The following is a 15006-nucleotide window of genomic DNA, read 5'->3' on the forward strand; positions in this document are numbered from 1 at the left end:
CCTGAAGCCTACAGCCGTTTGCGAAAATCCGGTGTCTGTTGCAGGAGAGAGTTTCGGTTGGCGTATGCGGCCCATCCTTCGAGACGCCGCTTGCGCGGCTCCTCAGGATGAGGGTGTGGGAAGGTAGGCCTTTCACCAGCCTGGCAACACATATCACCTCATCCTGAGGAAGCGCGTAGCGCTGTCTCGAAGGATGGGCCACTTGCTCTGGGTGCTTAAAGGAAATCAAAAAAGGCCGGCAGGGGAAGTGCCGGCCCTGTTGTTGTGTTCCGCCCGGTTACGCGGTGCCGCAGATTTCCGCGAGCAGGCTTGCCGCCACGGAGAATTTCGACACGCTGAGGCCGCCGTCCAGGATTTCGGAGACCGAACGCTTGCGCCGGCCCACTTCCGTCTCGTGTTCCTCCAGCCAGCTGGTAAAGCCGCCTGCACGGACTGCGGAGATGGCCAGGGCACGCTGAGCGGAGACCAGCATTGCCCGCGCGCGGTCGAGGGCAAGTCCGTCGTAATAGTCCCGTACGTCGAGGTCGTTGGCGAGTTCGAGCATCGCACCAAGCTGGAAGTGATGGGCGACCTCGAAATAGGCTCTTGCCGCCGTATCCAAATCGGCCCCGGTTTCTTCCGAAACGATGACGATGTCCGGAATGGCCCGTTCCGCCGGAAGCCAGGCGATCCGCCGGGCGAGGCTTTCCGGAACGCCCTGGTCGACATAGGCGGCGGTGCGTTCCGCAAGGACTGATGCGGGCTCTTCCGGCAACACCGCTTCCAGGCGGTCGCGCAGTGCGGCAATGCCCGCGCGGAAACGTTCGACAACTGCGGACAGACCCTTGTCAAAGGAGACGTTGCGCTTGAACCAGACCACCCGTTCCAGAAGCAGCGACTGGATTTCCGAATAGAGCTCCAGTTGCAGGCCCCCGTCGATCCTGGTGTCGAGCTGGTCGATCTCCGTGTTGAGGTCGGTCAGGTCGTAGCTGTTGCGCACGGCGACGAAGCCCTGAGCGATTTCGGTCGCGGTCGCGTCGGTCTGGTCACGCAGACGGGTGATGAAGGTCGCCCCGCCCCGGTTGATCATCGAGTTGGCCAGCATCGTGGCGATGATTTCACGCCGCAGGCGGTGGCCGCTGATCTCGTCCTTGTAGGTGTCGGCCATCTGGTCCGGGAAATAGCGGAACAGTTCACGGGCCAGATAATCGTCGTCCGGAACGGAGCTTTCCAGCAGCGCGTCGTAAAGCGTGATCTTGGCATAGGCCAGCAGCACGCCCAGTTCGGCGCGGGTCAGCAGCAACCCGGCCTTGCGCATCTCGTCGAGTGTTGCCTCGTCCGGCAGCTGTTCGACCACCCGGTCCAGAAGGCCTGCCTGTTCCAGCTGGCGCATCATGCGCACCTGGTAGCCGAAGTCTTCCATGCCGCGCAGTTCGGTCATGGAGATGGCCAGGGTCTGCAGGTAGTTGTTCCGCAACACGAGTTCGGCGACCTCGTCGGTCATTTCGGCCAGAAGTTCGTTGCGCTGCTCGATGGTCAGCTTGCCGGATTTTACCGCGGCACCGAGGGCGATCTTGATGTTGACCTCCATGTCCGAGGAGTTCACCCCGGCGGAATTGTCGATCGCATCGGAGTTGCTGCGCCCACCCTTCTTGTTGAACTCGATACGGGCAAGCTGGGTGAGGCCGAGGTTGGCGCCTTCGCCGATCACCTTGGCGCCGACTTCCGACGCTGTGATGCGGATCGGGTCGTTGGCGCGGTCGCCCACGTCCGCGTCGGTCTCGGACCTGGCGCGGATATAAGTGCCGATACCGCCGAACCACAGCAGGTCGACTTCCATCTTCAAGATGGCGGTCATGACTTCCTGCGGGGTTGCGCTGCCCTTGTTCAGGTTGAGCAGGGACTGCATTTCCGGTGATAGCGGAATGGACTTCAGCTGGCGCGAGAAGATGCCGCCACCCTTGGAAATCAGGTCGGTGTTGTAGTCCTTCCAGGACGAGCGGCCGAGGTCGAACATCCGCTTGCGCTCTTCCCAGGTCTTTGCCGGGTCCGGATCCGGATCGATGAAGATGTCGCGGTGATCGAAGGCCGCGATCAGTCTGGTTGCCTTCGACAGCAACATGCCGTTGCCGAAGACGTCGCCGGACATGTCGCCGACACCGGCCGCCGTGAAGGGCTGGGTCTGGATGTCCCGGTTCATCTCGCGGAAGTGCCGCTTGACCGCCTCCCAGGCGCCGCGTGCGGTGATGCCCATCTTCTTGTGGTCGTAGCCGGCCGACCCGCCGGACGCGAAGGCATCGCCCAGCCAGAAGTGCCTTCCTTCCGAAATGCCGTTGGCCGTATCGGAGAAGGTCGCCGTGCCCTTGTCGGCTGCCACCACCAGATAGGGGTCGTCACCGTCGTAGCGCTGCACGCGCTCCGGCGGCAGAAGTTTGTCCTCGTCCAGGTTGTCGGTCACATCCAGAAGGGCGTTGATGAAGATCTTGTAGCTTTCGGTGCCTTCCTTGAACCAGGCATCGCGATCGCTCATCGGCGGCAGGTTCTTGGGTACGAAACCGCCCTTGGCACCGACCGGGACGATCACCGCGTTCTTCACCTGCTGTGCCTTCACCAGGCCGAGCACTTCGGTGCGGAAGTCCTGCGGGCGGTCGGACCAGCGCAGGCCGCCACGGGCAACCATGCCGAAACGCAGGTGCACACCTTCCACCCGGGGGCTGTAGACGAAGATTTCCCGGAACGGACGCGGTTGAGGCAGGTCGTCGATCTGGCGGCTGTCGATCTTGAAGGCGAAGGTCGGCTTGGGCTGACCCTTCTTGTCGAGCTGGTAGAAATTGGTGCGCAGGATGGATTCGATCGTGTTCTGGAACCGGCGCAGGATGCGGTCGTCATCAAGGCTGGCGACCTCTTCCAGATCGGCCGTCAATTCGCCTTCCAGCCGTTCGGTGCCGAGATCCCGGTCCTTTTCGGTGACATCCGGGTTGAAGCGCAGGTGAAACAGTTCCACCAGCTTGGCCGCGACCTTCGGATAGTTGTTGAGCGTGGACCACATGTAGTCTTCGGAAAAGCGGATGCCGGCTTGGCGCAGATACCGCGACAGGGCGCGGATCACCGCCACGTCGCGCCAGGCGAGATCCGCCGTCAGCACCAGGCGGTTATAACCGTCGTCTTCCGCAAGCGAGGTCCAGACCGCCATGAACATGCTTTCCAGCCGTGACTGCAGCTGGTTGGCGAAGACGATGTCCTCGCCGCTGCGCGATTCCAGCGTCATCTCATGGAGATAGGACAGGGGCGCATCTGCGGGCGTAATGCGGTAGGTCCGCTCGTTGATGACCCGGAAGCCCATGTTTTCCAGCAGCGGCACGCGTGCGGACAGCGGGATCGGCGAACCGCGGTGATAGACCTTAAGCGACAGGCGGTTGTCCCTTGTGCCTGCCTGCCGGTGGAAGGTTATCGTGGTGTCGCTCTTGCCGGTCAAGGTTTCCAGCTGGACGATGTCGAACAGCGCGGACTGGGCGTTGTAGACTTCCTTGTAGCCACCATGAAACGACAGGGCGTAGCGGTCGGCCAGCTTGCGGGCCTGGGCGGGCGCGAATTCATCCTTGAGCGCATCACGCACGCTGTCGGACCAGGTGCGCACCATGTCGGCAACGGCGGCTTCCAGCTCTTCCTGCTGTGGCTTCGGCGTTTCGCCGCGATCGCGTCCTATGATGTAGTGGACGCGCGCAAGCGGTCCTTCGGGATAGGTGACATACCAGGCCGAGACGCGGCCTTCATAGACCGACGCCAGATAGGTGCCCACATTCAGGCGCACTTCGGTCGAGTAACGGTCACGCGGGACGAAGACCAGGATGGAGACATAACGGTCGAATTTGTCCGGGCGTGACAGCACGCGGATGCGCGGACGCTCGTCCAGCTGAAGGATTGCGATGGAAAAGTCGAACAGGCGCTCGCGCTCGATCTGGAACAGCTCATCCCGCGGGAAGGCTTCCAGGACGTTCCGCAGGGCTCGGCCGGAGTGGCTCTCCGACCCGTAACCGGCCCGGGCCAGAACACTCGCAACCTTGCGGCGCAGGAACGGAATGGTGCTGGTCGGCTCGGTGTAGGCGGTCGAGGCGAAAAGGCCGACAATGCGCAGTTCACCGTTCATGTTGCCGTCGTCGTCATAGAGCTTGGCGCCGACGTAATCCATGTGCACCCGCCGGTGCACGGTGCTTTTCACGTTGGCCTTGGCAATGATCAGCGGTTCGGGCTTCTTGAGAAACTCGCGGATCTCCGGCGTGATCTGCACGAACTCCGTACCGCGGCGGAGCACACGTACGTCCGGATCGGACAAGAGACCGAGGCCTGTGCCTTCATGAGGCGACAACTCGCCTTCCTCGACACCGCCTTCGAACATGTATTCGCGCATGCCGAGGAAAATGAAGTTGTCGTTCTCCATCCACTCCAGGAAGTGGATAGCTTCCCACAGTTCGTCGCTGCTGCCGGGAATTTGCGTGGTCTTGTAGGTATCGATGGCTTCCGCAAGACGTTCCTGCATCGGCTTGAAGTCGGACACCACGGCACGAACATCGGTCAGAACCGTGTCGAGCCGCGCCTTGAGAGTGGCGCGTGCCTCGGGCGAATCGAGCCGGGTCACATGGATATGGATCAGGCTTTCCTGCCGGTCGGTCCGCTTCGGTGGCTTCTTGCGGGCGGTGGCCGATGTCAGCTTGCCGTTGTCGTCCCGTTCCACGATGAAGATCGGGTGCAGGACCAGATGCACCTCGATCTTGCTTTCCTGCAGCTCGTCCATGACGGAATCGACAAGGAACGGCATGTTGTCATTGACGATCTCGATAATCGAGACGCCCTTGACCTTGCTGCCCTGGGCCTTGAACGCCGGGTCGGCGATGCTGACGCGGTGTGTGCCGAGTTCATGGTTCTGGAAATCCTGCCAGGCATCACGGGCAAAGCCTATCAGCTCTTCCGCGGTGTAAGCTACGAGGTCTTCCGCTGCGCCCCGGTCATAAAAGGCGCGGGAAAACTCGGCGAGAGCCGGATCTTCCTGATTCAAGGTTGCTTGGACCGCGTCGATGAGTTTCAGTTTCTCGACGTCGTGTTTGTCCGGCATTTTCCATCCCCTTAGGCGATCTTATGGTTTGGCTCTGTCGCTGGCTCGTTCTAAGACTTAAGTTCATATTTCAGCGACATAAACGGTTTCATGACGGGAGGACCAAATTGTCAAGTAAAGTCACGGCCTTGCAAATCGATTCAAATGTAACATTGAGTGAAAAGACACAGGCTTATTTCGAACTATGCCATGAGAAGCTGGGGCTCGTACCCAACGTGCTCAAGGCATATGCCTTCGATGAAACGAAGCTGCGCGCCTTCACCGACATGTACAACGACCTCATGCTGGGCGAGTGTGCGCTCTCCAAGCTTGAGAGGGAGATGATTGCCGTTGCGGTATCCGCGGTCAACCGCTGTTTTTATTGCCTGACGGCCCATGGAGCCGCGGTGCGCGAGCTTTCAGGAGACCCGGTGCTGGGTGAACTGATGGTGATGAACTACCGGGTCGCGGATCTTTCGCCCCGGCAGCGGGCGATGCTGGACTTCGCCGTCAAGCTGACGGAAAAGCCGGCAGAAATCGTGGAAAGTGACCGGCAGGCCCTGCGGGATGTCGGTTTCACGGATCGCGACATCTGGGATATCGCCTCGGTGACGGGCTTTTTCAACATGTCCAACCGGGTGGCGGCGGCGTCCGACATGCGGCCGAATGATGAGTATCACTCAAGAGCCCGTTGAGATCACGGAGTGGCGCGCGGCGGTGACAAGCCGCGCGATTGGGTGTATGACGCTTGCGATTTTGCACCGATCGGCCTGACGGCGTTCGTGCCTTGCGGTTCGAAAGTCAGGGCGATCTTGAGAGGGAGAGGAGCGGGCGATGGTTGCGCGCGTGTTTATCGATGGTGAAGCCGGTACGACGGGTCTGCAGATCCGCGAGCGCCTTGCCATGCGCCGCGACCTTGAGCTGATCTCCATTCCGGATGAAAGCCGGAAGGATCCGGCGGCGCGGGCCGACTTCCTGAACAAGGCCGATATCGCCATCCTGTGTCTGCCGGATGCGGCGGCCAAGGAAAGCGTGGCCCTGATCGAGAACGACACCACCCGCGTGATCGATGCGTCCAGCGCTCACCGCGTTGCCGAGGACTGGGCCTATGGCTTTGCCGAAATGGACCTGGACCAGGCCGACATCATCGCCGCGGCCATGCGTGTCGCCAATCCGGGCTGCTGGCCGCAGGGCCTGATCGCCGCGGTCCGTCCGCTGATTGCCGCGGAGCTGCTGCCTTCGGACTTCAACCTGACTTATTTCGGCATTTCCGGGTATTCCGGTGGTGGCAAGGGCATGATTGCCGATTATGAAGCCGCTGGCGCCAGCGCCAATTCCTTTGCGCCCTATGCACTCGGCTTCAATCACAAGCACCTGCCGGAAATGACCGAATACGGCCTGCTTGACGCCGCGCCGCTGTTCACCCCGACGGTCGGCGACTTCTACAAGGGCATGCTGACTGTGGTGCCTCTCAACCTGGCGGGACTGGCAACCGTTCCGACCGGCGAGCAACTGCATGCGGCAATTGCCGATCATTTCGCGTCCGCGCCTGGCGGTTTCGTCGAGGTTGCGCCGCTGGAGGCGCTCGAAAAATCCGACAGCCTCAACCCCCAGGCGCTCAACGACACCAACAAGCTGCATCTGCATGTCTTTGCGAATGACGCCAGGGCGCAGGCCGCGATTGTTGCGGTCTACGACAACCTGGGCAAGGGCGCGTCCGGCGCGGCCGTCCAGAACCTTAATCTGATGCTCGGTGTCGACCAGACCACCAGCCTTGCTGCGTGAGCGGGCATCCGTTTTCAGGCCTTTCAGGAGAGAAGAAGAATGGAAAAATTTGAGACCCTGACCGGTGTCGCGGCACCGTTGCCGATCGTGAACATCGACACGGACATGATCATTCCGAAGCAGTTCCTGAAGACGATCAAGCGCACCGGTCTCGGCACCGCGCTGTTCCATGAAATGCGCACCAACGACGACGGTTCGGAGAACGAGAGCTTCGTTCTCAACAAGGCCGCCTATCGCAATGCCAAAATTCTGATCGCCGGCGACAATTTCGGCTGCGGCTCCTCTCGCGAGCACGCACCGTGGGCCCTTCTGGATTTCGGCATCCGCTGCGTGATCTCCACGTCGTTCGCCGACATCTTCTACAACAACTGCTTTAAGAACGGCATTCTGCCGATCCAGGTTTCCGAAGACGAGCTGGACACGCTGATGCATGCGGCAGAGCGCGGCGCCAATTTCACGCTGACCATCGATCTGGAAAACCAGGAGATCAAGGGTCTGGAAAGCGGCGACATCGCATTCAAGATCGACAGCTTCCGCAAGCATTGCCTGGTCAACGGCCTCGACGACATCGGCCTGACCATGGCCAAGGCGGCAGACATCGACACCTTCGAAGGCAAGATGGGCAACGATCGCCCCTGGGTCTGACCCGGACTGCAACGTCTTTTGAAAGGCCGGGTCTCGCGACCCGGCTTTTTTCGTTGTGAGGGCCCTGGCGGGATTGAATGGGGATAGGGTTGACACCCGACAGGGCGGATGACAGCTAAATCACTCTAGTGTCATCCCAGGGCCCGACCATGGGATCCATGCCGATCGCTCCCGCCTACTGATGAGCCATGCCGTAGGGGACGATCGCGGCATGGATTGCCGGATCAAGTCCGGCAATGACGGTGAGGTTGTTGGCATGAGCTTCCTGGTTTGCTCGGCGTTGCCGTTCGCCTCGCCTTCCCTGTTGGCTCTCCTTGTCTTCACGCAGGCTTGAAAAGCTTTTCAGTGTCCTTGAACGTTTCGTGCGATAGTTCGAACGCATGAACATGACGACATTGGCTTCCTACGCTCCCTGGACCGACCGGCGCGGCAACCTATCCGGTTTGCGACTGGCTGTTTTCATCGCCGTGCTGCTGCCGGCATTGCAGATCTTCTACAGCCTCGCCTTCGGGCCGGTGCTACCGGAACCTTTCGAGATGGAACTTCACGCCAGCGGTGACTGGACGGTGCGGTTCCTGCTTGTGACCCTCGCCGTCACGCCGCTCAGGCGGATCTTCTCCTGGAACAGAATTGTCGGCGTGCGGCGCATGCTTGGCGTGACGGTGCTTGCCTATGCGCTGCTTCATCTTGGACTTTATGCGGCCCAGGAAAGCTGGAACCTCGGCAAGGTCGTCTCCGAAATCGTTCTGCGCTTCTATCTCACTATCGGCTTCGTTGCGCTGTTCGGACTTGCGCTTCTGGGAGCAACCTCCTTCGATGCCGCCATCCGCAAGCTGGGACGGAACTGGCAGCGGCTGCACGCCTTGGTCTACCCGATCGGCGGTCTCATGCTGTTCCACTTTTTCCTGCAGTCCAAATCGGACGTGACGCAGGCCACCCTGATGGCCGGCCTTTTTGTGCTGCTGATGGTTTACCGGCTGGCGGTCAGGACGGGCTTCAGCCTGGCCAATCCGCTGGTGCTGGTGGTTTGTGCGGGTTTTGCGGCAGCGGGTACGGCGGGGATCGAATATGCCTGGTACGCTCTTGCCACCGGCATTCCGGCTGATCGGGTCTTTCAGGCAAACTTTGCCATTTCCGTCGCGATCCGACCGACAGTCTGGGTCGGGATCATCGGCCTTGGCGTTGGTGCCGCGGCAATTGTCCAATGGGTTGGCGGACTGCTCGGCCCGAAGCTGGGGCTGAAACGGGCGTAAGGGTTCAACGACCTTTTGATCAAGTGTAGCGAAGTGATCCTCTACCCTGGTCATCCCATGGCTCGGCCATGGGATCCATGCCGATCACCTTCATCTTCCGAATGAGCGTGGCAGTGTGGCGCGGTCGCGGTACGGATTGCCGGATCAGGTCCGGCAATGACGGTGACGGTTGGGGATTTTCTCCAGGGAATTCGAAGGTCCGCCGAGCACCAGGTGCAGTCGTAGCTGTTTGAATTGCTCGACAAACAGCATCGGGACTTTCGCCTTACGACTGTTTCTCGTCGTCGCGCACGCGGCGTTCAGCGTTGATCTGTTCCAGTTCAGCCATCTTCTCGCCAATGGGTTTCAGGGCCGAGACAGTTTCACGGAACTGCTGGGCGCGCTGGTCGAGCATGCGTTGGGCGAGTTCAGGGAATTCCTGGATCATGCGTTTGAACAATGCGCGGCGGATGCGAATGATGCGTACGCCGTCGACGGCCTCTGCCCGGCAGGGGCGCTTGTTTTCCGCAAGAAGAGCGGTCTCGCCAAGAAGCGTGCCCTGACCGACGCGCTCTATTTCCTCATAGCCGTCCTGGGCCCTGGTCTGCAGGCTGACAGTGCCACTGGTGATCACCAAACCGCCATCGGCGCGGTCGCCCTGGTCGAACAGGCGCTGGCCACGGCTGTAATCCATGCTTTCGGCGCTGAAGGCGAGCAGACGCAGCTGATCGTCCTGAAAGTCCGAAAGCATCGGGATTTGTTTGAGAATCGCAATGTCTTGGGCAAGGCTCATGCCCAAGAAATACGCCGATTACCGGTTAGGGCACAAGCTTATATCCACCGGCTTCTGTGACAAGAAGCTCGGCATTGGACGGGTCACGCTCGATTTTCTGCCTGAGGCGGTAGATGTGGGTTTCCAGCGTGTGGGTGGTCACGCCGGAATTATAGCCCCAGACCTCATGCAGCAGCACGTCTCGGGTCACCGGTTTTTCGCCCGCGCGGTAGAGGAACTTGAGGATGGAGGTTTCCTTCTCCGTCAGCCTTACCTTGGAGCCGTGGTCGTCCTGCATCACCTTGGCCGCAGGCCGGAAGGAATAGCGGCCGATGGCGAAGGTGGCGTCCTCGCTCTGCTCGTGCTGGCGCAGATGCGCCCGGACGCGAGCCAGCAGCACGGCGAACTTGAACGGCTTGGTGACATAATCGTTGGCACCGGCCTCAAGCCCGAGGATCGTGTCGCTGTCGCCGTCATGGCCGGTCAGCATGATGATCGGCGCCTTGAAGCCGCCCTTGCGCAGCAGCTTGACCGCCTCGCGGCCGTCAATGTCGGGCAGGCCGACGTCCATCAGCAGCAGGTCGACATGCTCTTCCTTGGCCATGGCGATGCCGGACGTTGCCGAATCGGCCTGGATCGTCTCGAACTCATCATAAAGCGACAGCTGCTCCACCAGTGCTTCGCGCAGTTCAGTATCGTCATCGACAATCAATATCGTGCGGGCGGTCATCGTCGCGTTCCTCGCCAAAAATCAAAAATCTCTTCACGCCGACTTGTGCGAAGGACACAAGCGCGTTCCTGCTCCTATGTGCGTGGGAAATTGTTCCCGCACAAGCGGTGTCCCGTCAATTCTTCTTCACGCGGGGTTTAGGGGTGGTTTATCAAGGAGACCGGCGCAGCGGTCAGGCGGAACGGGCAGGATCATGAAAACCTTGAAAAAATCGGCGGGAATGCTGGAGGTTCGTGCGTCGCCGCTGAACCGGACCAGGGGCGTTCTCAGTCTGGGGCGGATCACGGTCCCGTGTGCGCTCGGCCGGTCGGGCATTGTCATGCGCAAGCGCGAAGGCGATGGTGGCACGCCTGTCGGCCGCTTCGAATTGCTGCATGTCTATTATCGTCCCGACCGCGGGCTGCCGCCAGCAACTATGTTGCCAGCCGAACCGCTGACACCGGCGTCCGGCTGGTGTGACGACCCTGCCCACCGCCGGTACAACAGGCCGGTGCAACTGCCTTTTTCGGCCAGCCACGAGAAGATGTGGCGCGACGACAGGCTCTACGACATCGTCGTCGTGCTGGACTGCAACCTGGATCCCGCCGTGAAGGGACAAGGCAGCGCGATCTTCTTTCATATCGCACGAGAAGGCTATTCGCCGACGGAAGGCTGCGTTGCCGTTTCGCCGGAACACATGCGCCTGATCCTTCGGAACGTCGGTCTTGGCGCGGAGATGGTGATCCACGCCTGAGCCGGGTTCCGAACTAGCCTTACTGATCGGCACTGACCTGCGGCCGATAGATGATGAAGCTGCCACTGACAGTGGTTGAGGTTCTGACGCCGGCATCATCGGTGGTGGTTGCCGTGCGAATACCGAAACCGTTTCGCTTGACTGTCTGATCGTCCGTGACGTTGCTCTCCAGAAAGGTCGCCCTATTGCCGTTGACACTTTCCAGGATCGCGGTGTGCCGCGGTTCACCGCGGGACATCGTCTGTTCTTCCCAGCCACCATCGGGCTGCGTTACACGGACCGTGACTTCGAAGCGGGTGAACTGGAAGACGTCACCCGGCCGGGCGTCGGACAGGTTGCTGATCACCCGTCCCCAGACATAGGTGGAGGCGGGCTTGACGAAGCCGACGTGCCGGAAGCCGTTGTCGACCAGGGTCCAGCACTGGCCATCGCCTTCAACCCGGCCCAGTCTCTCGGTGGCGAAATTGATCAGGCGTTGTGCCTGTTGTGCGTTTACGTCGGGCATGATCGTTATCCTTCATAACTGCCCCATGGACGCAATCTTAGGTCGGCATGACCGTGAACTCTGTAACCGACATCACGATTATGTTGGTAAAAGGGGCAACCGAATGCACCTTGCCGCGTTTTTCAAAGTGTCTCACAGGCAGGGATAGCGGCCAACCGCATAGGTTTCCGTTGTCTTGTCTGCTATGACCGAAGCTGGGTTTCACGGAGACGATCAGGACATGCGCTGGAAAGGCCGCCGCGGCAGCAGCAACGTAGAAGACAGACGCTCGATGGGCGGGAGACCGCGCATGCGTGTCGGCGGCCGCCGGGTAAGAGCCGGTGGCGGCCTCGGCTTGACGGGGCTTCTGATTGTCGTCGGCATTGCCTGGCTGACCGGTATCAACCCGCTGACACTTCTCGGCCAACTGGATGACGGGGGCGGTTACGACACCCAGTCCTATCAGTCCCAGGCACCGCGCAGTGCCGCCGACCAGGAGACCGCGCAATTTGTCTCCGTCGTTCTGGCGGATACCGAAAACACCTGGAGCCAGGTCTTCGAAAACGGTGGTGCGACCTATCCGGAACCGACGCTGGTGCTGTTTTCCGGGTCCGTGTCTTCGGCTTGCGGATATGCCAGTGCGGCCACCGGACCGTTCTATTGCGGTGCCGACAGCAAGCTCTATATCGATCTGTCGTTCTATCAGGAGCTGGCAAGCCAGCTGAATGCGCCGGGCGATTTCGCCCAGGCCTATGTTCTGGCGCATGAGGTCGGTCACCACATCCAGAATGTGCTCGGCGTGCTGCCGGAGTTTCACAAGGTCCGGCGCACTCTCAGCAAGGCGGAAGGCAACGCCCTGTCCGTGCGTGTCGAATTGCAGGCCGATTGTTATGCCGGCATCTGGGCCCACTATGCGGCTCGGCAAGAAGGCTTTGTCGAGGAAGGCGATATCGACGAGGCGCTGAATGCAGCCAGCCGGATCGGCGATGACACCTTGCAGCGCCAGTCCCAGGGATACGTCGTCCCCGAAAGCTTCAACCACGGCACCTCCGCGCAACGCGCCCGCTGGTTCAGGAAGGGCTTCCAGGCCGGCGACCTCAACGCCTGCGATACGTTCAACGCGGCGAGCCTTTAGGGGCGCGCCAACACATCGCGTCATGTCGTGGCTCGACCATGGTATGGATTGCAGGGTCAAGCCCGGCAATGATGAAGACGTGGGTTACCGGAAGGCGCTGCCCGTTTACGCATACCTGCGATGACTGCCTGTCCCACTGGTAATTTGCGGTATTTTCCGCCATATAGGGGCAAATGTCCGCAAGATGGCGGACGCTTTTCCTTGAAGTTTTGAAGAAGTGCGACCGGTATGGCGTCTGAAACCAGACCCTTTTTGAAGATGAACGGCCTTGGCAACGATTTCGTCGTCTGGGATGCGCGGGAAAAACCGCTGCGTCTGACGCCCGAGGCCATTGCCGCACTGGGTGACAGGGAGGCAGGCATCGGCTTCGACCAGATGATCACCGTCGAGCGGTCGGCGCTGGGTGTTGATGCCTTCATGCGCATTCACAACCGCGACGGCAGTGAAGTGTCGGCCTGCGGCAACGCCACGCGCTGCATTGGCCGTCTGCTGATGGAAGAAGCCGGCAAGGATCTCGTCACCATCGAGACCGGCGCCGGGCTGCTGCACGCCTTCGATGCCGACGGTCCGCGCAGCGTGACTGTCGACATGGGCGTACCGCGGCTGGAATGGAACGAGATTCCCCTTGCGGAAGAGTTTGCCGACACCCGAGCGATCGAACTCCAGATCGGACCGATCGATGATCCGATCCTGCACACGCCGGCCGTCGTCAACATGGGCAATCCGCACGCGATCTTCTGGGTCGACGACGTGGAAGCCTATGAGCTTGAGCGGGTCGGCCCCCTTCTGGAACATCATCCGATCTTTCCGGAATACGCCAACATTTCTCTGGCTCATGTGTTCGATACCGACCAGATCCGGGTGAAGGTCTGGGAGCGCGGCGTCGGTCTGACGCTGGCCTGCGGCACCGCGGCCTGTGCGGTCGGCGTTGCCGCCGCGCGTGATGGCCGGACAAGCCGCAAGACCACCATTCATCTGCCGGGCGGTCCCATCGGGATCGAATGGCGCGAGAGCGACAACCACGTTCTGATGACCGGTCTGACGGAAGTGGAATTCGAAGGCGAGGTCGATCTCGATACCCTGGCCTGGCGCAAGACCGCCACGGGCGACGCCCCGCTGGCGGCTGGAGCCGCGTCATGAGCATCGATGTCGTGACCTTCGGCTGCCGGCTCAACGCATACGAGTCGGAAGTCATGAAGCGCGAGGCGGAGGCTGCCGGCCTTGAGGACGCCATCCTCATCAATACCTGCGCCGTCACCGGTGAGGCCGTTCGCCAGGCCCGCCAGGCCGTGCGCAAGGCCAAGCGCGACAACCCGAACGCAAGGGTGATCGTTACCGGCTGTGCCGCACAGACGGAAAGCGAAACCTTCTCCTCCATGGACGAAGTGGATCTGGTGCTTGGCAACACGGAAAAGCTGGAGCGCAAGTCCTACCAGGACGTCGCCGCCTTTGGCGTTTCCGAAACCGAGAAGGTGCGCGTCAACGACATCATGAGCGTCGAGGAGACCGCTGGTCACCTGATCGACGGACTGACGGGCCGTGCCCGCGCGTTCGTGCAGGTCCAGAACGGCTGCGATCACCGCTGCACCTTCTGCATCATCCCCTATGGCCGGGGCAATTCCCGGTCCGTGCCGATGGGCGTGGTCATCGACCAGATCAAGCGGCTTGTCGACAATGGCTACAACGAGATCGTGCTGACGGGGGTCGACATCACCTCCTATGGCGCCGATCTGCCGGGCACGCCGAAGCTGGGCACGCTGTCGGCCAAGGTCCTGAAGATGGTTCCGGAGCTGAAGCGCCTGCGGTTGTCTTCCATCGATTCCATCGAGGCCGATGACGACCTGATGCGGGTGATTGCAGAAGACGAACGGCTGATGCCGCATCTGCATCTGTCCCTGCAGGCGGGTGACGACATGATCCTGAAGCGGATGAAGCGCCGCCACTTGCGCGCCGATACGATCCGCTTCTGCGAGGAGGTACGCCGCCTGCGGCCGGACATGGTTTTCGGCGCGGATATCATTGCCGGTTTTCCGACGGAAACCGAGGAGATGTTCCAGAATTCGCTGAAGATCGTCGACGAATGCGGCCTGACGCATCTGCACGTCTTCCCGTTCTCGCCGCGCAAGGGCACACCGGCCGCGCGCATGCCGCAGCTGCCGCGCAACATTGTGAAAGAGCGCGGTGCCCGCCTCCGGGCCAAGGGCGAGGACGCGCTGGTCCGGCATCTTCAGGCCGAGGTTGGCAAGGTCCGCCCGGTGCTGATCGAGAAGGAAGGCCTTGGCCGCACGGAACAGTTCACGCAGGTCGAACTTGGCGGGGGCGCTGCCGGTGAGATCGTCGAAACGAGAATTGTGGGCCATACCGGCCGTCATCTTCTGGGCGAAGCCCTTTCCAAGGCTGCCTGAGGGGCGGTTCACGGTTC

13 protein-coding genes are annotated in these 15006 nt (G+C 61.1%); 8 read left to right on the plus strand and 5 right to left on the minus strand.

Features of this window, described 5'->3' with window-relative positions; genetic code table 11:
• Nucleotides 1-277 precede the first annotated feature (277 nt).
• Nucleotides 278-5089 (minus strand): NAD-glutamate dehydrogenase, encoded by a 4812-nt coding sequence (locus ACYQ54_RS19280; protein ID WP_460085527.1) that lies wholly within the window; start codon nt 5087-5089, stop codon nt 278-280.
• A gap of 107 nt (nt 5090-5196) precedes the next feature.
• On the opposite strand from ACYQ54_RS19280, the gene ACYQ54_RS19285 reads away from it, so the two are divergent.
• From ACYQ54_RS19285 to leuD, 3 genes are all read left to right on the plus strand, one after another.
• The gene (locus ACYQ54_RS19285) at nt 5197-5763 is read left to right on the plus strand and encodes a peroxidase-related enzyme (RefSeq protein ID WP_460085528.1); all 567 of its coding nucleotides are present in this window, start codon (nt 5197-5199) and stop codon (nt 5761-5763) included.
• A gap of 139 nt (nt 5764-5902) precedes the next feature.
• The gene (argC, locus tag ACYQ54_RS19290; RefSeq protein WP_460085529.1) at nt 5903-6853 is read left to right on the plus strand and encodes an N-acetyl-gamma-glutamyl-phosphate reductase; all 951 of its coding nucleotides are present in this window, start codon (nt 5903-5905) and stop codon (nt 6851-6853) included.
• Between the two features lie 39 nt (nt 6854-6892).
• Nucleotides 6893-7498 (plus strand): 3-isopropylmalate dehydratase small subunit, encoded by a 606-nt coding sequence (gene leuD / locus ACYQ54_RS19295; protein ID WP_460085531.1) that lies wholly within the window; start codon nt 6893-6895, stop codon nt 7496-7498.
• Nucleotides 7499-7673: 175 nt separating this feature from the next.
• Here the strand turns inward: leuD and ACYQ54_RS19300 are convergent, their stop codons facing one another.
• Entirely contained in the window at nt 7674-7886 is a 213-nt protein-coding gene (locus tag ACYQ54_RS19300) for a hypothetical protein (RefSeq protein ID WP_460085532.1), read from the minus strand.
• On the opposite strand from ACYQ54_RS19300, the gene ACYQ54_RS19305 reads away from it, so the two are divergent.
• Complete coding sequence (locus tag ACYQ54_RS19305; RefSeq protein ID WP_460085534.1) at nt 7885-8751, plus strand: protein-methionine-sulfoxide reductase heme-binding subunit MsrQ; 867 nt, start codon at nt 7885-7887, stop codon at nt 8749-8751. The two genes, ACYQ54_RS19300 and ACYQ54_RS19305, sit on opposite strands and share 2 nt — an antisense overlap.
• Nucleotides 8752-9016: 265 nt before the next feature.
• Here the strand turns inward: ACYQ54_RS19305 and ACYQ54_RS19310 are convergent, their stop codons facing one another.
• Both ACYQ54_RS19310 and ACYQ54_RS19315 read right to left on the minus strand, forming a co-directional pair.
• Nucleotides 9017-9523 carry a Crp/Fnr family transcriptional regulator gene (locus ACYQ54_RS19310; protein WP_460085535.1) on the minus strand — a complete coding sequence of 169 codons (507 nt, stop codon included), beginning with the start codon at nt 9521-9523 and terminating at the stop codon, nt 9017-9019.
• A gap of 25 nt (nt 9524-9548) precedes the next feature.
• Nucleotides 9549-10232, minus strand: a complete 684-nt coding sequence (locus tag ACYQ54_RS19315; RefSeq protein WP_460085537.1) for a response regulator transcription factor — start codon at nt 10230-10232, stop codon at nt 9549-9551.
• Nucleotides 10233-10425: 193 nt separating this feature from the next.
• On the opposite strand from ACYQ54_RS19315, the gene ACYQ54_RS19320 reads away from it, so the two are divergent.
• Nucleotides 10426-10965, plus strand: a complete 540-nt coding sequence (locus tag ACYQ54_RS19320; protein WP_460085538.1) for a L,D-transpeptidase family protein — start codon at nt 10426-10428, stop codon at nt 10963-10965.
• A gap of 19 nt (nt 10966-10984) precedes the next feature.
• Here ACYQ54_RS19320 and ACYQ54_RS19325 read toward each other — a convergent pair whose 3' ends face one another.
• Nucleotides 10985-11470, minus strand: coding sequence for a hypothetical protein (locus tag ACYQ54_RS19325; RefSeq protein WP_460085539.1), 486 nt, complete (start codon nt 11468-11470; stop codon nt 10985-10987).
• 220 nt (nt 11471-11690) lie between these two features.
• Here ACYQ54_RS19325 and ypfJ point away from each other — a divergent pair, with 220 nt between their 5' ends.
• From ypfJ to mtaB, 3 genes are all read left to right on the plus strand, one after another.
• Nucleotides 11691-12584, plus strand: a complete 894-nt coding sequence (ypfJ, locus tag ACYQ54_RS19330; RefSeq protein WP_460085540.1) for a KPN_02809 family neutral zinc metallopeptidase — start codon at nt 11691-11693, stop codon at nt 12582-12584.
• Between the two features lie 228 nt (nt 12585-12812).
• Nucleotides 12813-13724: a diaminopimelate epimerase gene (gene dapF, locus ACYQ54_RS19335; protein ID WP_460085541.1), complete on the plus strand. Its 912-nt coding sequence runs from the start codon at nt 12813-12815 to the stop codon at nt 13722-13724.
• A complete protein-coding gene (mtaB, locus tag ACYQ54_RS19340) occupies nt 13721-14989 on the plus strand; it encodes a tRNA (N(6)-L-threonylcarbamoyladenosine(37)-C(2))-methylthiotransferase MtaB (RefSeq protein WP_460085542.1) in 1269 nt (422 codons plus the stop codon). Before dapF ends, mtaB begins: the two co-directional genes overlap by 4 nt.
• The last annotated feature ends 17 nt before the right edge of the window (nt 14990-15006 follow it).

The sequence above is a fragment of the Roseibium sp. LAB1 genome, from assembly GCF_054658235.1.

Bases quoted from the DNA above. Each gene is read 5' to 3' on its own strand.
- dapF (WP_460085541.1), top strand. From the start codon at position 12,813: ATGGCGTCTGAAACCAGACCCTTTTTGAAGATGAACGGCCTTGGCAAC.
- argC (WP_460085529.1), top strand. From the start codon at position 5,903: ATGGTTGCGCGCGTGTTTATCGATGGTGAAGCCGGTACGACGGGTCTG.
- mtaB (WP_460085542.1), top strand. From the start codon at position 13,721: ATGAGCATCGATGTCGTGACCTTCGGCTGCCGGCTCAACGCATACGAG.
- ACYQ54_RS19325 (WP_460085539.1), bottom strand. From the start codon at position 11,470: ATGCCCGACGTAAACGCACAACAGGCACAACGCCTGATCAATTTCGCC.
- ACYQ54_RS19310 (WP_460085535.1), bottom strand. From the start codon at position 9,523: ATGAGCCTTGCCCAAGACATTGCGATTCTCAAACAAATCCCGATGCTT.
- ACYQ54_RS19280 (WP_460085527.1), bottom strand. From the start codon at position 5,089: ATGCCGGACAAACACGACGTCGAGAAACTGAAACTCATCGACGCGGTC.
- ACYQ54_RS19320 (WP_460085538.1), top strand. From the start codon at position 10,426: ATGAAAACCTTGAAAAAATCGGCGGGAATGCTGGAGGTTCGTGCGTCG.
- ACYQ54_RS19305 (WP_460085534.1), top strand. From the start codon at position 7,885: ATGACGACATTGGCTTCCTACGCTCCCTGGACCGACCGGCGCGGCAAC.
- ACYQ54_RS19300 (WP_460085532.1), bottom strand. From the start codon at position 7,886: ATGTTCATGCGTTCGAACTATCGCACGAAACGTTCAAGGACACTGAAA.
- ypfJ (WP_460085540.1), top strand. From the start codon at position 11,691: ATGCGCTGGAAAGGCCGCCGCGGCAGCAGCAACGTAGAAGACAGACGC.
- leuD (WP_460085531.1), top strand. From the start codon at position 6,893: ATGGAAAAATTTGAGACCCTGACCGGTGTCGCGGCACCGTTGCCGATC.
- ACYQ54_RS19315 (WP_460085537.1), bottom strand. From the start codon at position 10,232: ATGACCGCCCGCACGATATTGATTGTCGATGACGATACTGAACTGCGC.